The sequence below is a fragment of the Streptomyces sp. L-9-10 genome, assembly GCF_004151105.1.
Lineage (GTDB): Bacteria > Actinomycetota > Actinomycetes > Streptomycetales > Streptomycetaceae > Streptomyces.
This window is the reverse complement of the sequence record NZ_PHRF01000095.1, coordinates 480,869-498,924: the sequence shown is the minus strand read 5'-3', so window position 1 is coordinate 498,924 and position 18,056 is coordinate 480,869. Positions and strand designations below refer to the sequence as shown.

19 protein-coding genes are annotated in these 18,056 nt (G+C 70.4%); 17 read left to right on the top strand and 2 right to left on the bottom strand.

Features of this window, described 5'->3' with window-relative positions:
* The first annotated feature begins 147 nt into the window (after nt 1-147).
* The 15 genes from CU044_RS23645 (at nt 148) to CU044_RS23575 (ending at nt 15,389) form a co-directional block, all read left to right on the top strand.
* Nucleotides 148-1,470, top strand: coding sequence for a DUF6716 putative glycosyltransferase (locus CU044_RS23645; protein WP_129770714.1), 1,323 nt, complete (start codon nt 148-150; stop codon nt 1,468-1,470).
* A 119-nt stretch (nt 1,471-1,589) separates the two neighbouring features.
* Entirely contained in the window at nt 1,590-2,804 is a 1,215-nt protein-coding gene (locus CU044_RS23640) for an acylneuraminate cytidylyltransferase (RefSeq protein WP_129770713.1), read from the top strand.
* 9 nt (nt 2,805-2,813) lie between these two features.
* Complete coding sequence (locus CU044_RS23635) at nt 2,814-3,740, top strand: N-acetylneuraminate synthase family protein (protein ID WP_129770712.1); 927 nt, start codon at nt 2,814-2,816, stop codon at nt 3,738-3,740.
* 4 nt (nt 3,741-3,744) lie between these two features.
* The gene (locus CU044_RS23630) at nt 3,745-4,854 is read left to right on the top strand and encodes a hypothetical protein (protein WP_240045792.1); all 1,110 of its coding nucleotides are present in this window, start codon (nt 3,745-3,747) and stop codon (nt 4,852-4,854) included.
* A 60-nt stretch (nt 4,855-4,914) separates the two neighbouring features.
* Nucleotides 4,915-5,187: a hypothetical protein gene (locus CU044_RS23625; RefSeq protein WP_129770711.1), complete on the top strand. Its 273-nt coding sequence runs from the start codon at nt 4,915-4,917 to the stop codon at nt 5,185-5,187.
* Nucleotides 5,184-5,576 (top strand): PIN domain-containing protein, encoded by a 393-nt coding sequence (locus CU044_RS23620; protein ID WP_129770710.1) that lies wholly within the window; start codon nt 5,184-5,186, stop codon nt 5,574-5,576. The genes CU044_RS23625 and CU044_RS23620 overlap by 4 nt, the downstream gene beginning before the upstream one ends.
* Before the next feature lie 3 nt (nt 5,577-5,579).
* Nucleotides 5,580-5,777 carry a CopG family transcriptional regulator gene (locus CU044_RS40080; RefSeq protein WP_129770709.1) on the top strand — a complete coding sequence of 66 codons (198 nt, stop codon included), beginning with the start codon at nt 5,580-5,582 and terminating at the stop codon, nt 5,775-5,777.
* A gap of 215 nt (nt 5,778-5,992) precedes the next feature.
* Nucleotides 5,993-7,222, top strand: coding sequence for an amidohydrolase (locus CU044_RS23610; RefSeq protein WP_129770924.1), 1,230 nt, complete (start codon nt 5,993-5,995; stop codon nt 7,220-7,222).
* 147 nt (nt 7,223-7,369) lie between these two features.
* A complete protein-coding gene (locus CU044_RS23605; protein ID WP_129770708.1) occupies nt 7,370-8,419 on the top strand; it encodes a BMP family ABC transporter substrate-binding protein in 1,050 nt (349 codons plus the stop codon).
* Between the two features lie 304 nt (nt 8,420-8,723).
* A complete protein-coding gene (locus CU044_RS23600) occupies nt 8,724-10,370 on the top strand; it encodes an ABC transporter ATP-binding protein (protein WP_129770707.1) in 1,647 nt (548 codons plus the stop codon).
* Nucleotides 10,367-11,524: an ABC transporter permease gene (locus CU044_RS23595; RefSeq protein WP_129770706.1), complete on the top strand. Its 1,158-nt coding sequence runs from the start codon at nt 10,367-10,369 to the stop codon at nt 11,522-11,524. The genes CU044_RS23600 and CU044_RS23595 overlap by 4 nt, the downstream gene beginning before the upstream one ends.
* Nucleotides 11,521-12,792, top strand: coding sequence for an ABC transporter permease (locus tag CU044_RS23590; protein WP_129770705.1), 1,272 nt, complete (start codon nt 11,521-11,523; stop codon nt 12,790-12,792). The genes CU044_RS23595 and CU044_RS23590 overlap by 4 nt, the downstream gene beginning before the upstream one ends.
* Nucleotides 12,789-13,193, top strand: a complete 405-nt coding sequence (locus tag CU044_RS23585; protein WP_129770704.1) for a cytidine deaminase — start codon at nt 12,789-12,791, stop codon at nt 13,191-13,193. Before CU044_RS23590 ends, CU044_RS23585 begins: the two co-directional genes overlap by 4 nt.
* Before the next feature lie 211 nt (nt 13,194-13,404).
* A complete protein-coding gene (locus tag CU044_RS23580) occupies nt 13,405-14,682 on the top strand; it encodes a thymidine phosphorylase (protein ID WP_129770703.1) in 1,278 nt (425 codons plus the stop codon).
* A 122-nt stretch (nt 14,683-14,804) separates the two neighbouring features.
* The gene (locus tag CU044_RS23575; protein WP_129770702.1) at nt 14,805-15,389 is read left to right on the top strand and encodes a Uma2 family endonuclease; all 585 of its coding nucleotides are present in this window, start codon (nt 14,805-14,807) and stop codon (nt 15,387-15,389) included.
* 6 nt (nt 15,390-15,395) lie between these two features.
* Here CU044_RS23575 and CU044_RS23570 read toward each other — a convergent pair whose 3' ends face one another.
* On the bottom strand, nt 15,396-16,058 hold the full coding sequence (locus tag CU044_RS23570) for an HAD family hydrolase (RefSeq protein ID WP_193564049.1): 663 nt from the start codon (nt 16,056-16,058) through the stop codon (nt 15,396-15,398).
* 69 nt (nt 16,059-16,127) lie between these two features.
* Between CU044_RS23570 and CU044_RS23565 the strand changes: the two genes are divergently transcribed.
* Both CU044_RS23565 and CU044_RS23560 read left to right on the top strand, forming a co-directional pair.
* Nucleotides 16,128-16,436, top strand: a complete 309-nt coding sequence (locus CU044_RS23565) for an STAS domain-containing protein (RefSeq protein ID WP_240045791.1) — start codon at nt 16,128-16,130, stop codon at nt 16,434-16,436.
* A gap of 156 nt (nt 16,437-16,592) precedes the next feature.
* Nucleotides 16,593-16,883, top strand: a complete 291-nt coding sequence (locus CU044_RS23560) for a hypothetical protein (RefSeq protein WP_129770700.1) — start codon at nt 16,593-16,595, stop codon at nt 16,881-16,883.
* Between the two features lie 161 nt (nt 16,884-17,044).
* Here the strand turns inward: CU044_RS23560 and CU044_RS23555 are convergent, their stop codons facing one another.
* Nucleotides 17,045-18,028, bottom strand: coding sequence for a sigma-70 family RNA polymerase sigma factor (locus CU044_RS23555; protein ID WP_129770699.1), 984 nt, complete (start codon nt 18,026-18,028; stop codon nt 17,045-17,047).
* Between the last annotated feature and the right edge of the window lie 28 nt (nt 18,029-18,056).

Genomic DNA, 18,056 nt, shown 5'->3' with positions numbered 1-18,056 from the left:
CGAAGAATGGCGGAATGGTGAAGCCGCCCGCATCCCGGCCGTTTTTTGTCCGTTCCGGGCCCGCGTCGCCATTCGTAGATGTGCTGTTAACCCTTTATTGCCATTGAGTTGGGGCGACAAACGGAATGGCTTTCTAACGTCCACGTCGTGCCATCACGTATCAGCGGTCAAGCGGTCCGGGTCGCCGTGCTCGCCGACTCCGACACCCGGTGGAAGTGGGGCGCGCTCACCGCGCGCCGCATCGCGCCGGACGACCGCTCCATAGAGCTCAGCGGCTTTCTCCTGCGCGGACGAGCCACGCCCACCGCGAGACAGCTCGCCGAGGTCGGCGCGGAGGCGGACGCCCTGCGCGAGGTGACCGGCACCGACTTCCTGCGCACGCTCCGCGAGGAGTCGTACGACATGGTCGTCCTCGCCCTCGTCGGCGGCGCCGTACAGGCGATGCTGCACGGGATATCCGCCCTCAAGATGGCCCACCGGCCCGTGATCGTCACCGGCTACGTCGGAGTCGTCTACGAGAAGCTCTCGGACGGGCTGCTGCTGCGGCACGGCGCGGATGTCGTCCTCGCCAACTCGCGCTACGACGCGCAGCGCTTCCGCGCCGTCTACGAGGGCGTGGGCGCCGACGCCTCCTCGGTCACCGAGGCCGCGCTGCCCTTCCTCGGCGGTGAGCGGTACGTCCCCGAGGAGGGCCGCGACACCGTCGTCTTCGCCGCCCAGCCCTCCGTACCGGCGAGCCGCGCCGACCGCACCTACCTGCTGCGGCGCCTCGTCGAGCACGCCAGGCTCCACCCGCGCCGCGAGGTGCTGCTGAAGCTGCGCAGCAAGCCGGGCGAGCACACCACACACGTGGAGGAGTTCCCGTACCAGCGGCTCGCCGAGAAGGTGCCCGGCGGTCTGCCGCCCAACTTCCGCATGGTGTACGGGAACATGGGCGAGGTCCTCGACCGTACGGACCTGCTGGTCACCGTCTCCTCGACGGCCGCGCTGGAGTCCCTGCACCGGCGCATCCCGACCGCGATCCTCACCGACTTCGGGGTCCGCGAACCGCTCGGCAACCACCACTTCATCGGCTCGGGCTGTCTGGCGTCCTGGGACCAGCTGGACGGCGGCGGGCGCCCGCGCCCCGACGCGGTCTGGTGCGACCGGCAGGGCGTCGCCGCCGACGGATCGTACGCGTCGGCCTTCGACGGCGCCCGGCAGCGGGTGGCGGAGCTGCTCGACGGGCCGGACCTGCCCGAGATCAGCCCGTACTACACGGCCACCACCGCGCCCGGCTACCTGCCGCCGCTGCTGGCCCGCTACCACCTGGCCGTGGACGGGACCCCACTGCCGTCGCGGGCCTCCGAGGGCGATGTCCGCGGGGTCAGGCGCGTGGTGCGCGAGGCCGTACGGGGCGCCGCGCGCGGCGCCTACCGCCACGGCGTGCAGCGCGTGGCGCCCGTCATCCGCCGCATGGGCGAGCTGTGACCGGGCCGTCGCCGGCACAGGACCCGGCCACACCACACACCGCGGACGAACGGGCCGCGCATGACCGAGCCGCAGATGAACGAGCCGCGGAAGACCGATCCGCGGACCAAGGAGAACAGATGACCGTCCTCGCGGTGATCCCCGCACGCGGCGGATCCAAGGGCGTACCCGCCAAGAACCTCGCCCCCGTCGGCGGCGTACCGCTCGTCGTCCGTGCCGTCCGCGCCTGCCTGGCCGCCCGGCGCGTGACCGACGTCGTCGTCTCGACCGACGACGCGGCCATCGCCGACGCGGCACGCTCCGCCGGCGCCGAGGTCGTCCTGCGCCCCGCCGCGATCGCGGGGGACACCGCGACCAGCGAGGCCGCCGTCCTGCACGCGATGGACGCCTACGGCGCGATGCGCGGCAAGACCGCCGAGGTCGTCCTGCTCGTCCAGTGCACCAGCCCGTTCATCACGGCCGAGGACCTGGACGGCGTCGCGGGAGCGGTCACCGAGGACGGCGCGGACAGCGCGCTGACCGTCGCGCCGACGCACGGCTTCATCTGGCGCCGGGACAGCGCGGGCAGCGCCGACGCCGGGGCCTCGGGCGGCTACGGCGTCAACCACGACAAGTCGAACCGGCCGCGCCGCCAGGACCGTCCCCAGGAGTACCTGGAGACCGGCGCCGCCTACGCGATGCGCGCCGAGGGCTTCCGCGAGGCCAACCACCGCTTCTTCGGCCACACCGCGCTCGTCACCACCGACCCCGCCCGGGTCCTGGAGATCGACGACCCGCACGACCTGGCCCGCGCCCGCGCGCTCGCCCCGCTCCTCGACCCGGCCGTCCTGCCGACGTACGACGACATCGACGCGGTCGTCCTCGACTTCGACGGCACCCAGACCGACGACAAGGTCTTCGTCGACTCGGACGGCCGCGAGATGGTCGCCGTGCACCGCGGCGACGGGCTCGGCATCGCCGCGCTGCGCCGCAGCGAACTGAAGCTGCTCATCCTCTCCACCGAACAGAACCCGGTCGTCGCCGCCCGCGCCCGCAAGCTCCAGGTGCCGGTGCTGCACGGCATCGACCGCAAGGACGTCGCGCTCAAGCAGTGGTGCGACGAGCACGGAATCGCGCCCGAGCGGGTTCTCTACGTCGGCAACGACGTCAACGACCTCCCGTGCTTCGGACTCGTCGGCTGGCCGGTGGCCGTCGCGAGTGCCCATGACGCCGTACGCGCCGCCGCGCGTGCCGTCACCACGACACCCGGAGGCGAGGGGGCGATCCGCGAGATCGCCGCCTGGATCCTCGGGCCGGGGCTCCAGACCCCCCACACCCCCACCCTCAACAAGTAAGGACGCTCCATGAGCACCAACTCCACCTCGCGCCTGCGCACCCTCGGCACGCGGACCGCGGGACCCGGCCGCCCGGTCTACGTCACGGGTGAGATCGGCATCAACCACAACGGCGAGCTGGACAACGCCCTGGCCCTGATCGACGCCGCCGCCGACGCCGGCTGCGACGCGGTCAAGTTCCAGAAGCGCACCCCGGAGATCTGCACCCCCCGCGACCAGTGGGACATCGAGCGGGACACCCCCTGGGGCCGGATGACGTACATCGACTACCGTCACCGCGTCGAGTTCGGCGAGGACGAGTACCGCTCCATCGACGAGCACTGCAAGAAGCGCGGCATCGACTGGTTCGCCTCCCCGTGGGACACCGAGGCCGTCGCCTTCCTGGAGAAGTTCGACGTGCCCGCCCACAAGGTGGCCTCCGCCTCCCTCACCGACGACGAGCTGCTGCGCGCCCTGCGCGCCACCGGCCGTACGGTCATCCTCTCCACCGGCATGTCGACGCCGAAGCAGATCCGGCACGCGGTCGAGGTCCTGGGCAGCGACAACATCCTGCTCTGCCACGCCACGTCCACGTACCCGGCCAAGGCCGAGGAGCTGAACCTGCGCGTGATCAACACGCTCCAGGCCGAGTTCCCGAACGTCCCGATCGGCTACAGCGGCCACGAGACCGGTCTCCAGACCACCCTCGCCGCCGTCGCCCTCGGCGCCGTCTTCATCGAGCGTCACATCACCCTCGACCGCGCCATGTGGGGCTCGGACCAGGCCGCCTCGGTCGAGCCGCAGGGCCTCCAGCGCCTCGTCCGCGACATCCGCACCATCGAGGCGTCCCTCGGTGACGGCGTCAAGAAGGTCTACGAGTCGGAGCTCGGCCCGATGAAGAAGCTCCGCCGCGTCGCGGGCGTCGTCGCCGAGGCCACCGAGCCGGTGGCGGTCTGACGCCATGACCGGTGCCGGCGGGGGCCGCTCCCCGCACCCTCGTGCGACCGTCGGCGGTAACGCCGCCGACGGGAACGCCGACGCGATCGCATTCGTGGAGAGCCCGGTCCAGCTGCTCAATGTGCTGGAGTGGGCGCGAGCCAGCGCGACCGGTGACGCCCTCACCGTCGTCGTGCTGTCGCCCACCGATCCCATGTCGCGCGGCCAGCTCCGCCGGATGGCGGAGCTGGCCCGTGACGAGGGTTTCACCGTGCGCTGGCAAGAGGCGCGCGGTGGTGCGGGGGCGCCCCTGCGGACGCTGCGGGAACTGACCCCGCTGCTCCGCAAGGCCGGCCGGATAGTCATCGGAGACCCGTTCTCCCGCTATGTACAACTGCTGCTGACGCTGGTCAGCGGCAAGGCGCTGACGGTGGTGGACGACGGCACGGCCACGCTGGAGTTCATCGGGCAGATCGCCCGCGGCGAACGGCTGGTGCGCTGGCACCGGCGCGGCAGCCGCGGGCCGCGGGAACTGGTCCTCGCGCCCGTCACCGCGGCCGCGCGGCGCCGGCTCTCCCCGTCGGACGGCCGCACGGTCGAGGTCTTCACCTCGATGCCCGTCGAGGAGATCCCGGCCGGCATCACGGTGACCGCCAACCGCTTCGAGTGGACCCGGGCGACCTTCGGGCCGCCCCGGATAGCCGCCGGCGCGGACATGGTCGGTACGTCGCTGGTCGATACGGGCGTGGTCGACGCGGACCAGTACCTCGACGCGGTCACGGCCCTCGCCCGCACCCACGGCGCCACCCGCTACTTCGCGCACCGCCGGGAGGACGTGGACAAGCTGCACCGCCTCCACACGGTCACGGGCCTGGAGATCGTCCGCCCGGACCTCCCCCTGGAAGTGATCGCCCGTCGCGGCCCGATCGGCAGCACGGTCCTGAGCTTCCCCTCCACGGTGGTCCACACCCTGCCCCTGGCCCTGGCGGGCACGGGCGTACGTGTCGCGGTCTGCGACATCGCCCCGGAATGGCTGAAGGAAACGGCGAGCCCGCGCGCACAGGGCTTCCTGTCGGGGGTGACGGGCACGGCCCGCGACATCCACCGCCTCCCGAGACTGCCCTCCCCTGCCTGAGGCACTGAGCCGGGAACGGGAGCCGCGCCCCAATAACAATCAATTTGTTAGACTGGGCGTATGGCCACTCCTCCTGTTCCTGGCGAAGGCCCCACGCGGCCGGTGTCCGTCTCTCTCCACGAAGGCACGATCGCGGCTCTCAAGGAGCGCACGGGCAGGCGCGGCATGTCCGCCTACGTCGAAGCCCTCATCCAGCGCCAGCTGGAACGGGAGCGGCTGCGAGAGCTGATCGAGGACGCGGAGGCCGAGCACGGCCCGGTCGACCCGGCAGCGGTCGAGGCCAAGCGGGCCCTCCTGCGCGGTGACTCCGGCGGCTCGGTGCACGCCGCGTGAGCGGCACGCTCGTCCTGGACTGCGAAGGGCTGTCCAAGCTCGTACGAGGCACTCCCGAGCTGACGGAGTGGCTGGCCGCGTCCGAATCCGAAGACGTGCGCGTGGTGCTCAGCTCCGTCACGCTGGTCGAAGCCCGCGACCCCAAGGTCAACCAGGCCCGGTTCGACTACGCCGTCTCACGCTTGAACATCATCCCGCCCACGGAAGCCATCGCCCGTCACGCGAGCAGACTCCTGGCGGCGGCCGGCCTGCATGGCCACAAATACGCGCTCGACTCCATCGTGGCGGCCACCGCACTGGCCTCGCCCGCCCCGGTCACCGTCCTGACCTCGGACCCGGAGGATCTCCTGATGCTCTGCGGCTCCGGTGTCCGCGTCATCAAAGTCTGAGATATGGCCCTGAAGCGCATCGACGTCCACGCCGACGACAGCGATCTCGCCCTGATCAAGGAAGCCGCGACCCGCGTGGGTGTATCGGAGGCCGAACTCATCCGTGAGGGCATTCACCGCATCGCGCGGGTTCACCGTGCGTGTGACGGGCCCTTCGTCACCGACGAGGAGACCTTCGATCTGGGCGGGCACGCGACGTGACCGTCATGGCCGGGCCGGCTCCCGCCCCGGCGATCCGCACCCGCTCCAGTGCCGCTCGGCGCCGCTTCGGAACGCGAGGATGGCGCGGTATACCCGCTCTGTCCGAAGCTCACACACGCCGGAACTCGGTTTCTTGGCCTGTGTGGCTGAAATTTTCTTGATCCAGGGCTGGTTGATCACAGAAGGGGCCTAGTCTTCAACAGGTGAGCCAGTTGATGTCCTGCGAATCCGAGAACGACCTGCCCGCGGAAGCGGAAGCCGCACTCCCCGGCACGTTGCCCGAAACCTTGCGTGCCGAGCTGATCGCCTTCCGCCGGGACATGCATATGCATCCCGAGCTGGGCAACCAGGAATTCCGTACCACCGCCGCGCTCAAGCACAGACTGGAGCAGGCCGGGCTCGTACCGCGGGTGCTCAACAGCGGTACCGGGCTCATGTGTGACATCGGGACGCCCGACCCCGCCCGCCCCATGCTGGCCCTGCGCGCCGACATCGACGCGCTGCCCATCCCGGACACCAAGACCGGCGTCCCGTACCGCTCCACCGTGCCCGACCGGGCGCACGCCTGCGGGCATGACGTCCATACCACCGCCGTGCTCGGCGCGGGGCTGGTTCTGGCCGAACTCGACCGGCAGGGGCAGCTGCCCAATGCCGTACGGCTGATCTTCCAGCCCGCCGAGGAAGTACTGCCGGGCGGTGCCGTGGACGCGATCGAGTCCGGCGTGCTCGACGGCGTCGGCGGCATCATCGCCGTGCACTGCGACCCCAAGGTCGACGCCGGGCTGATCGGACTGCGTTCCGGCCCCATCACCTCCGCCTGCGACCGGCTGGAGATCAGCCTCGACGGCCCCGGCGGCCACACCGCGCGCCCCCACCTCACCACCGACATGGTCACCGCCGCCGCCAGGGTGGCCACCGACGTCCCCGCGCTGCTCGCCCGCCGGGTCGACGCCCGCTCCGGGCTCTCCGTCACCTGGGGACGGATCGCTTCCGGCCACACCTGCAATGTCATCCCGCAGCATGCCGAGCTCTCCGGCACCGTCCGCTGCCTGGACCTGGCCGCCTGGCGCGACGCACCGGACCTGGTGCACTCCGCGATCGACGAGATCGCCACGCTCCACCGCGCCAAGTCGCAGATCGAGTACGTCCGCGGCGTGCCGCCGGTGGTCAACGACCCGGTCGTCGCGGAGCTGCTGCGTGCCGCGCAGACCGCCCGCCGCGGATCGTATGCAGTCGAGGACACCGAACAGAGCCTCGGCGGAGAGGACTTCTCCTGGTATCTGGAACAGGTGCCCGGCGCGATGGCGCGGCTCGGCGTGCGGACGCCCGGCAGCCAGGCCCGATACGACCTGCATCGTGGCGATTTCGACGTCGACGAGCAGGCGATCCAGGTCGGCGTGGAGCTTTTCACCGCCGCCGCGTTGATCGACGGCAACCGTTTGTAACCGGCGTTGACACCTTCGGCTCGCTCTCCGTTCGCGACGATCCGATAACGGCTTCCGTACAGGTCTTTATCTGACATCTACGCGCGTTACGATCGCCGCGAAACCAGCGCCAGCCGAGGCGCTTCGGTCAGGTTGAAGGAGCCTCCCTTGCGCCGGATCACCAGGATCGCCACCGTGGGTGTCGCGTCAGCGGCACTCGCGCTCACCGCCACCGCGTGTGGCAACAAGTCGTCGTCGGACGCCGGTTCCGACTCCAAGGAAGCCGGCGCCGCCATCGCGTACGACATCGGTGGCCGAGGTGACCAGTCGTTCAACGACGCCGCCTTCGCCGGTCTGTCCAAGGCCGAGACCGAGCTGAAGATAAAGGGCAACGCCGCCGAGCCCTCCCAGGGCGAGTCGGACGCCGACAAGGTCCAGCGGCTGACCGAGCTGGCCCGCTCCGGCAACAACCCCGTGATCGGCATCGGTTTCGCGTACGCGCCGGCCCTCAAGAAGGTCGCGCCGAAGTTCCCGAAGACCACCTTCGGCATCATCGACGACGCCTCGGTGACCGGCAAGAACATCGCCAACATGGTCTTCAACGAGGAGCAGGGCTCGTACCTCGCCGGCGTCGCCGCCGCCAAGGTCACCAAGTCCAAGACGGTCGGCTTCATCGGCGGTGTCGAGACCCCGCTGATCAAGAAGTTCGAGGCCGGCTTCACGCAGGGCGTCAAGGAGACCGACCCCTCGGTCAAGGTCCTGTCGCAGTACCTGACCCAGCCCCCGAACTTCGACGGCTTCTCCAAGCCCGACCTGGGCAAGGCCGCCGCGCAGGGACAGCTCGACAAGAAGGCCGACGTGGTCTACGCCGCCGCCGGTCTGGCCGGCACCGGCTCGATCGAGGCCACCGCGCAGGCCGGCAAGTGGGCCATCGGCGTCGACTCCGACCAGTACGCCCAGAAGGGCCTGGCCGCCTACAAGGACCAGATCCTGACCTCGGTCACCAAGGGTGTCGACGACGCGGTGTTCAACCTGATCAAGTCGGTCAAGGACGGCTCGCCGCAGTCCGGTGAGGTCCGCTACGGCCTGGACAAGGACGGCGTCGGCCTGGCCGACTCCAACCCGGCCTACGCCAAGCTGACCGATGTGGTCGCCGCGGTCGACAAGGCGAAGAAGGACGTCGTGGACGGCAAGATCACCGTCAAGACCACGCCGTAACGACCCTGTCCGGTCGCGCGCGGTACCTCCCGCGGGCCCGGAGCGACGGTGTACGCCGTCGCCCCGGGCCCCGGGCACACCGGCCCCCGCGGCCGGCCCGGCACAGGACCGCCCGGCGTACGCCCCGGCGCACCGCCCGGCGTACGAACACCCCGTCACCGCCCGGTCACCCCCAGATCGCCCCCGGCCTCCCGCCTTACGATTCGGCAGCGCTACACGCGTAGACGACCCTCCGGCGCGATAACTTCACCCCGCCTGCCACTCACCCCCGCCTTCACTCCTTTCCCGCCAAGGAGAGTGCGTCATCAACGCGTCCAGCAGCCCGCCCAGCGGTGCGCCCAGCAGTCCCCCCGCAGTCGAACTGCGGGGCATCACCAAGAGATTCCCCGGCGTTGTCGCCAACCACGACATCGACATCACGATCCGCACGGGCACGGTCCACGCCCTGGTCGGTGAGAACGGCGCGGGCAAGTCGACCCTGATGAAGATCCTCTACGGCATGCAGAAGCCGGACGAGGGCACCATCACCGTCGACGGGGCGGAGGCCGTGTTCGCCAGCCCCGCCGACGCCATCGCGCGCGGCATCGGCATGGTGCACCAGCACTTCATGCTCGCCGACAACTTCACCGTCCTGGAGAACGTCGTCCTCGGCGGCGAGAACCTGTACGGCATCGGCGCGAAGGCCCGTAAGAAGATCAAGGAGATCTCCGACGCGTACGGCCTCGGCGTACGCCCCGACGCGCTCGTCGAGGACCTCGGGGTCGCCGACCGCCAGCGCGTGGAGATCCTCAAGGTCCTCTACCGCGGCGCCCGCATCCTGATCCTGGACGAGCCCACCGCCGTGCTGGTGCCGCAGGAGGTCGAGGCGCTCTTCGACAATCTGCGCGAGCTCAAGGCAGAGGGCCTGACCGTCATCTTCATCTCGCACAAGCTGGGCGAGGTGCTGTCGGTCGCCGACGACATCACCGTCATCCGCCGCGGTACGACCGTGGGCACCGCCGACCCCGCGCGCACCACTCCCAAGCAGCTCGCCGAGCTGATGGTCGGCAGTGAGCTGCCCTCGCCGGAGACCCGCGAGTCGACGGTGACGGACATACCGATGCTGACGGTGGACGGGCTGCGGCTGACCGCGACCGACCCCGACGGCGTGGTGCGCGAGGTGCTCGACGGGATCACCTTCACCATCCACCAGGGCGAGGTCCTGGGCATCGCGGGCGTCGAGGGCAACGGGCAGACCGAGCTGATCGAGGCGCTGATGGGGCTGCGCGACCCCGACGGCGGGGTGATAACCCTCGACACCGCCGACATCTCGCACGCGCCCACCCGCAAGCGCCGCGAGGACGGCATCGGCTACATCCCCGAGGACCGGCACCGGCACGGCCTGCTGCTGGAGGCCCCGCTCTGGGAGAACCGCATCCTCGGCCATGTCACCGAGAAGCCCAACAGCCGCGGCGGACTGCTCGACCTGAAGGCCGCCCGCGCCGACACCACCCGGATCGTGCGCGAGTACGACGTCCGTACCCCCGGTATCGAGGTCACCGCGGCCTCGCTCTCCGGCGGCAACCAGCAGAAGCTGATCGTCGGCCGCGAGATGAGCCACAGCCCCAAGCTGCTGATCGCCGCCCACCCGACCCGCGGTGTGGACGTCGGCGCGCAGGCGCAGATCTGGGACCAGATCCGGGAGGCCCGCCGTGAAGGGCTGGCCGTCCTGCTGGTCTCCGCGGACCTGGACGAACTGATCGGGCTCTCCGACACCCTGCGCGTGATGTACCGCGGCCGGCTCGTCGCCGACGCGGACCCCGCCACCATCACTCCGGAGGAACTGGGCTCGGCCATGACCGGCGCCGCCACCGGTCACCTGGAGGCAGAGCCCGAGCCGGCGGCGGAGTCCGCGCCCACGGCACAGGCACCACAGGCCGCAGCGGCACCCCCGGAGGACGACGCCCGATGAAGAAGTTCGACAAGGACCGGCTGATCCTGGGCTTCGCGGGCCCGGTGCTCGCGCTGGTCGTCGCCGTGGTCCTCACCACCGTGGTGCTGCTCGCCTCGGGCAGCGACCCCTTCGAGCCGTACCGCATCATGTTCGAGTCCGCCTCGTACGTGGATGTCCAGGTACTGATCGTCAACCAGGCCGGCACGTACTATCTGGCCGCGCTCGCGGTCGCCGTCGGCTTCCGCATGAACCTCTTCAACATCGGTGTCGACGGGCAGTACCGGCTCGCCGCGATGATGGCGGCGCTCGTCGGCGCCAGCGTCGATCTGCCGGGACCGCTCCAGATCACGCTGATCGTGATCGTCGCGATGCTGGTCGGCGCCTTCTGGTCCGGTATCGCGGGCATCCTCAAGACCACCCGCGGGGTGAGCGAGGTCGTCTCCACGATCATGCTCAACTCGATCGCCACCAGCCTCGTCGCCTGGCTGATCCTGCCCGATAACTTCGGCGTCCAGCCGGCCGGTTCCAACAACCTGACCACCGGCGACATCCCGGAGTCCGGCTGGTTCCCCGGTCTCTCCATGGGCGCCGAGGCCGGCGAGATCTACGGCTTCACCTTCGTCGCCGCCGCCTGCGGCCTCATCTACTGGTTCGTCCTCGGCCGCACCCGCTTCGGCTTCGACCTGCGCGCCACCGGCGCCAGCGAGACCGCGGCCCAGGCCTCCGGCGTCGACGCCAAGAAGATGATCCTCACCTCGATGCTGATCTCGGGCGCGGTCGCCGGCCTCGCCGGGATGCCGACGCTCCTCGGCGACACCCACACGTACAGCCTCGACTTCCCGACCGGCATCGGCTTCACCGGCATCACCATCGCCCTGCTCGGCCGGAACAACCCGCTCGGCATCGCCTTCAGCGCCCTGCTCATCGCCTTCCTGGACAAGGCGTCGGCCTCCCTCGACCAGTACGGGTACGAGAAGGAGATCGCCACGATCATGCAGGGCCTGATCGTGATCTCGGTCGTCGTCAGCTACGAGCTCGTCCGCCGCTACGGAATCCGCCGCCAGCAGCAGAAGGTCGGCGCGGAACTCGCCGCCGGAGGGGCCCTCACGACCGAGGCCCACCCCAAGAACGACCAGACCGAGAAGACCGAGAAGGAGGGGGCCGCGCTGTGAGTACGAGCACGAGCACCGTCTCAGCCACCAGCGCCGCCCCCAAGAAGGGCGGTGGCCGCCGCACACTCTCCCTGCCCGTCATCCTGCTGATCGTCGCGGGGGCGCTGGCCCTCATCTCGCTCGTACGGCTGATCAGCGGCGCCGAGGACATCACCTCCGTCGGCCAGGTCGCCGGGGCCCTCGAACTCGCCATCCCCATCGGCCTGGCCGGACTCGGCGGACTGTGGGCCGAGCGCGCGGGCGTCGTCAACATCGGCCTCGAAGGCATGATGGTCCTCGGCACCTGGTTCGGTGCCTGGGCCGGCTTCCAGTGGGGTCCGTGGGCCGGCGTCCTGTTCGGCATAATCGGCGGCTGCCTCGGCGGTCTGCTGCACGCCGTCGTCACCGTCACCTTCGGCGTGAACCACATCGTCTCCGGTGTGGCCATCAACATCCTCGCCGTCGGCGCCACGCGCTATCTCTCCAACTTCGCCTTCGACGGGGTCGACGGCGGCTCCTCCAGGCAGTCCCCGCGCATCGACTCCATCACCGAGATCACCGTCCCCGGGCTCGCCGACTGGATGCAGGACCTCCAGGCCAGACACTGGTTCCTGGTCTCCGACATCGCGGGCGTCGTCGGCGGTCTGGTGACCAATCTGTCGCTGCTCACCATCGTGGCGCTGCTGCTGATCCCCGGCACCTGGTGGGTGCTGTGGCGTACGGCGTTCGGCCTGCGGCTGCGCTCCTGCGGCGAGAACCCGGTCGCCGCGGAGTCGCTGGGTGTCAACGTCTACAAGTACAAGTACATCGCCGTCACCGTCTCCGGCGGTCTCGCCGGTCTCGCCGGTGCCTTCCTCGCGATCGTCGCCACCGGCATCTACCAGGAGGGCCAGACCGGCGGCCGCGGCTATATCGGTCTCGCCGCGATGATCTTCGGTAACTGGATGCCGGGCGGCATGGCCCTCGGCGCCGGGCTCTTCGGCTTCACCGACAGCCTCAAGCTGCGCGGCGGCGCCGAGAACGTCCACGCCATGCTGCTGCTTCTCGCGATCCTGCTCGTACTGGCCGTAGCGTGGCAGCTGTACAAGAAGAAATACGTCTCCGCGGTGATCTCGGCGGCCGTCTCGGTGGGGCTCTTCGCCTGGTACGGGCTGACCGACCAGGTGCCGAGCCAGTTCGTGGACGCCGCCCCGTATGTCACGACGCTGCTGGTCCTCGCGCTCTCCGCGCAACGGCTCAGGATGCCCAAGGCGGACGGTATGACGTACCGGAAGGGGCAAGGAAAATGACCGCACCGGCCGGACCGGCGGTGGACTGGGACGCGCTGCGGGCCTCCGCACGTGCCGCCATGACCCACGCGTACGCCCCGTACTCGAAGTATCCGGTCGGGGTCGCGGCCCTGGTGGACGACGGCCGTACGATCACCGGCTGCAACGTCGAGAACGCCTCGTACGGCATCGGGCTGTGCGCGGAATGCGGTCTGGTCTCGGCGCTCCAGCTCAGCGGCGGCGGCCGGCTCACCCACTTCACCTGCGTCGACGGCGCGGGCGAGGTGCTGGTGCCGTGCGGGCGCTGCCGCCAGCTGCTGTACGAGTTCGGCGGCCCGGAGCTGGTCCTGGAGACCCCGGACGGCTTCCGCACGATGGCCGAGATGCTGCCGCAGGCGTTCGGTCCCGGCCACCTGAACTGACCACGGCCCGCCGGGCGTACGCGGGCCCCTGTGCCCGCACGCCCCTCTGAACCCGGCCCCTCCGCCGCCGCGACCGACCCGGCGGTGGAGGGGCCGTACAAGCTCCTCGCAACCACGAGGCGTATCCATAGGCGTATCCATAGGCGCATCTATGCGCGTAGAGACTCCGGGATACTCTCGCCTACGTACGGCAGTCATCGAAAGGATCACCATGGACGTCATCTCCGTCATCCGCACCAAGCGGGACCGGGGCGAGCTGAGCCCCGAGCAGATCGACTGGGTGATCGACGCCTACACGCGCGGCGAGGTCGCCGACGAGCAGATGTCGGCGCTGGCGATGGCGATCCTGCTCAACGGTATGAACCGTACGGAGATCGCGCGCTGGACCGCGGCCATGATCGCCTCCGGCGAGCGCATGGACTTCTCCGCGCTGTCCCGCCCCACGGCCGACAAGCACTCCACGGGCGGCGTCGGCGACAAGATCACGCTGCCGCTCGCCCCGCTGGTCGCCGCCTGCGGCGCCGCCGTACCGCAGCTCAGCGGCCGGGGCCTCGGCCACACCGGCGGCACGCTCGACAAGCTGGAGTCCATCCCCGGCTGGCGGGCGCTGCTCTCCAACGACGAGATGCTGAACGTCCTGGACACCACGGGCGCCGTCATCTGCGCGGCGGGCGACGGACTGGCCCCCGCCGACAAGAAGCTGTACGCGCTGCGCGATGTGACCGGCACCGTCGAGGCCATCCCGCTGATCGCCTCCTCGATCATGTCGAAGAAGATCGCCGAGGGCACCGGCTCGCTGGTCCTGGACGTCAAGGTCGGCTCCGGCGCCTTCATGAAGACGATCGAGGACGCCCGCGAACTCGCCTCCACCATGGTGGGCCTGGGCACCGACCACGGCGTACGGACCGTCGCCCTGCTCACCGACATGGACACCCCGCTCGGCCTCACCGCGGGCAACGCCCTGGAGGTACGCGAGTCCGTCGAGGTCCTGGCGGGCGGCGGCCCGGCCGATGTCGTCGAACTGACCCTCGCCCTGGCGCGCGAGATGCTCGACGCGGCGGGCCTGAAGGACGCGGACCCGGCGAAGGCGCTGGCGGACGGCTCGGCGATGGACGTCTGGCGCCGCATGATCGCCGCGCAGGGCGGCGACCCGGACGCGACGCTCCCGGTCGCCCGCGAGACCCAGGTGGTGGCGGCCCCCGCCACCGGCGTCCTGACCCGCCTGGACGCGTACGGCGTGGGCGTCGCCGCCTGGCGCCTGGGCGCGGGCCGCGCCCGCAAGGAGGACCCGGTCCAGGCGGGCGCTGGCGTCGAACTCCACGCCAAGCCGGGCGACCGGGTCACGGCGGGCCAGCCCCTGCTGACGCTGCACACGGACACCCCGGAGAAGTTCGACTACGCGCTGGACGCGCTGACGGGCACGTACGACATCGAGGCGTCCGACACGGCGTTCAAGGCGGCGCCGGTGGTACGGGAACGTATCGCCTGACCTGCGCGCCCGCGGCCGGAGGCCGCTGATGTACACGCCTCGTTCGGGTGAACGGGATCGGTGGACGGCCGCCGGTCCCGTTCGGCATGCTGGGATCGATGGTGAAACGAATGGAGACCGCCATGAGCGCACTCACTGTCGACCATGAGCCCCATCAGGGCTGGGACGACCTCGTCCGTGCCTGGGAGCAGACGGACGCGCCCGAGGGCTGCAAGGTGGAGATCATCGAGGGGATCGTCACCGTGTCACCGTCGCCGTCCTGGGACCACAATTCCACCGCTTCCATCATTCAGCGGCGCCTGTTCGCCGTGATCCCGGAGGAGTGGCACATTTTCCAGACTCAAGAGGCGGCTGTACCAGGCCGTATGGGGCTGTACATCCCCGACCTGATGGTGGCGGCGGAGGAGGACAGGCCCGCGCCCGGGGATCTGTTCCCGGCGAGCCGGGCGAAGCTCGTCGTCGAGATCACCTCGCGCGGCAACGCGAACCATGACCGCGTCGCCAAGCTCCACGGCTACGCCCAGGCCGGCGTTCCGCTCTATCTGCTGCTCGACGCCTGGCATTCGGGTCAGCCTACGGCGACGCTCTACGGCGAGCCCGAAGGCGGTACGTACCGCATGCTTCAGTCGGTCGAGTACGGCGGCAAGCTGACGCTGCCGCCCCCGTTCGATCTCACCATCGACACAACGGAGTTCCCCGTCAGCTGACGGGGATCAGCCGACCGACCGTCCCGCCAGCAGCCCCGGCAGATCCCGCATGTCGTCGAAGACGACCGTGCCGGGGCCGGTCAGCCGGTGCGGGGCCGTCAGGCCGCCCGCGTAGCCGAAGGCGCGCATTCCGGCGGCCCGTGCCGCCTCGACGCCGTACGGGCTGTCCTCCACCACCGCGCAGCGCGCCGGGTCCACGCCCAGGGTGCGGGCCGCGTGCAGGAAGAGGTCCGGGGCGGGTTTGCCGCGGGCGACGTCGGCCGCGCTGAAGACACGGCCCGTGAAGTAGTCATGGAGGCCGGTGGTCGTCAGATTGCGGCGGATGCCGTCATGACCGCCGTTCGACGCGAGGCAGAAGGGGATGGGCAGGGCCTCCAGCACCTCCGCGATCCCGTCGACCGCCGTCAACTCGGCGTCGAACGCCTCCTGGTAGAGATGCTCGTACGCGCGGTACCACCCCGGTTCCAGCGGGCGCCCGAGCCGCTCCTCGACCGCCGCGTCGAAGACCTCTCCGGAGGAGCCGACGAATGTCGCGACGATCTCCTCCTCCGTGAAGTGACAGCCCAGCGCGGCGAAGACCTGGGCGTCGATCCGTACGGATATCCGCTCGCTGTCCACCAGGACGCCGTCGCAGTCGAAGATCACCAATTCGAAAGGATCACGGGTCATGCCCCGCAGCGTACGGGGTGTGCCCGGACCGCTCCGATGAGTTCCGGCCGCCGGACCGGTCTCCCCAGTGTGGATGCCACGAAACCGATCGTCCTCGTCATCGCCGGCCACCTCACGCCGGCCGATGTGCCCCGGTTCCACGAGGAGCTGTACGAGCGGCTGTACGGGGAACTGGCCGCGCGGCCTGACGACTTCGGCGCGGCCGAGGTGATCTGCGAGGTCGACGGTCTCGTCCGGCCGAACCTGGCGGCGGTCGAGGTGCTCGCCAGGCTCCGGCTCGACGCCCGCAGACGGGGCTGCCGGCTCCGCCTGCGGGGCGCCGGGCGGGAGTTGCGGCTGCTGCTGGATCTCGTGGGTCTGGGCGACATGGCGGTTTAGGGAGGCAGGGGAGGCAGAGGACCAAGAGGCTCTAGATGCGCGGCGCACCGGTTGATCAGGTGGTTCGCGGTGCGGTCCGTGGGGAGACGCCCGGCGGCGGGAAGGGCATCATCCCGGGGCGCGGGTCCCGTGCCCCACGAAGGAAAGGTGCTCGACATGCGAGCGTTCACGCGTGCCGCGCTGGTCGCCGTCTGTGTGGTCGGGGCCGCCCTCGCAGTTGTCTCCGTGGCCCAGGCCGCGCCCAACGCGGCGGCGCACAAATGCCGTTACTACTACTCCAGCTGGGGCCAGGGCCCGAACGGCGAGATCGAGGGCTTCGGGGACTATGCCGAGGGAGCCACCGACCCCCAGGGCCGGGTCTGCCAGAACGGCTGGTGGGCGGACGCGCGGGAGACCGAGAAAGAGGGGACCCGGGCTGACGGCTCCGGGCTGATGGCCCGCCGCTGACGGGCCAGGTCGCACCATCGTCCGTCCCGGCACGAGGCGCACCGTTGTCCGTTGCGGCCCGGGGCGCACCGCCGTCTGTCACGGCCCCGGGCGCACCGCCGGCCGCCCGCGCCCGCCGACGCGGGACAGCCGCGTCGGCGGACGGCTCCGGCCGTACGGACCTACGCCTTCTCCAGCCCCGCCGGCAGACCGAACAGCGGGAACCACCGCTCCGTGTCGAGGAAGCAGTGCATCGTGACGATCTTGCCGTCCTCGATCTCGATGACCTGAAGCGCCCAGGGGGTGAAGCCGTCGCCCGACTCGGCCGGTTTGTAGTGCGCGAAGGCCGGGGTGCCGTTGGCCACCGTCGGCAGGAGCCGTGAACCCCGGCAGCCCGCGCCGATGGTGAGCATGAAGCCGGTGATGTCCTCGTGGCCCTGGAGCCACAGGTCGAACGGCGGCATGGTGAACTTCGCGTCGTCATGGAGCAGCGCCGTCAGCGCCTTCATGTCGTAGCCCTCGAACGCCGTCACATACCGTTCGAGCAGTTCCTTCTGCTCCTCGTCGAGCGGATCAGCCGCGTCCGTCGCCGCCGGTTCCGACTCGGCGATCGTCGCGCGCGCCCGCTGGAGCGCGCTGTTGACGGAGGCGACCGTCGTGTCGAGCAGCTCGGCGACCTCGCTCGCCTTCCACGCCAGCACCTCGCGCAGGATCAGCACGGCCCGCTGCTTCGGCGGCAGATGCTGGAGCGCCGCGACGAACGCCAGCCGGATCGTCTCCCGCGACACCGCTGTCTCGGCCGGGTCGGCCACCGAAGGCAGCACCCGGCCGTCCGGCACGGGCTCCAGCCATACGTTCTCCGGAAGCGAGGTCAGCTGCGCCTGGGCCACCGGCGTCGGGCCCGACAGATCCATCGGCCGGGCCCGGCGGCTGCCCGCGTTGAGCATGTCCAGGCACACGTTCGTCGCGATGCGGTAGAGCCACGACCGGAGCGAGGAGCGGCCCTCGAACTTCTCGAAGCTCTTCCACGCGCGCACCATCGTGTCCTGTACGGCGTCCTCGGCCTCGAAGGCCGACCCCAGCATCCGGTAGCAGTAGCCCGTCAGCTCCGTGCGGTGCTTCTCCAGCCGGGTGTCCAGGTCCTCTGTTGCTGCAAGATCACTCATCGCGTCACCCCAGTCGCCCCCTTGAGAC

Bases quoted from the DNA above. Each gene is read 5' to 3' on its own strand.
- CU044_RS23610 (WP_129770924.1), top strand. From the start codon at position 5,993: ATGTCCTGCGAATCCGAGAACGACCTGCCCGCGGAAGCGGAAGCCGCA.
- CU044_RS23640 (WP_129770713.1), top strand. From the start codon at position 1,590: ATGACCGTCCTCGCGGTGATCCCCGCACGCGGCGGATCCAAGGGCGTA.
- CU044_RS23625 (WP_129770711.1), top strand. From the start codon at position 4,915: ATGGCCACTCCTCCTGTTCCTGGCGAAGGCCCCACGCGGCCGGTGTCC.
- CU044_RS40080 (WP_129770709.1), top strand. From the start codon at position 5,580: ATGGCCCTGAAGCGCATCGACGTCCACGCCGACGACAGCGATCTCGCC.
- CU044_RS23585 (WP_129770704.1), top strand. From the start codon at position 12,789: ATGACCGCACCGGCCGGACCGGCGGTGGACTGGGACGCGCTGCGGGCC.
- CU044_RS23560 (WP_129770700.1), top strand. From the start codon at position 16,593: ATGCGAGCGTTCACGCGTGCCGCGCTGGTCGCCGTCTGTGTGGTCGGG.
- CU044_RS23580 (WP_129770703.1), top strand. From the start codon at position 13,405: ATGGACGTCATCTCCGTCATCCGCACCAAGCGGGACCGGGGCGAGCTG.
- CU044_RS23575 (WP_129770702.1), top strand. From the start codon at position 14,805: ATGAGCGCACTCACTGTCGACCATGAGCCCCATCAGGGCTGGGACGAC.
- CU044_RS23630 (WP_240045792.1), top strand. From the start codon at position 3,745: ATGACCGGTGCCGGCGGGGGCCGCTCCCCGCACCCTCGTGCGACCGTC.
- CU044_RS23635 (WP_129770712.1), top strand. From the start codon at position 2,814: ATGAGCACCAACTCCACCTCGCGCCTGCGCACCCTCGGCACGCGGACC.
- CU044_RS23595 (WP_129770706.1), top strand. From the start codon at position 10,367: ATGAAGAAGTTCGACAAGGACCGGCTGATCCTGGGCTTCGCGGGCCCG.
- CU044_RS23555 (WP_129770699.1), bottom strand. From the start codon at position 18,028: ATGAGTGATCTTGCAGCAACAGAGGACCTGGACACCCGGCTGGAGAAG.
- CU044_RS23570 (WP_193564049.1), bottom strand. From the start codon at position 16,058: ATGACCCGTGATCCTTTCGAATTGGTGATCTTCGACTGCGACGGCGTC.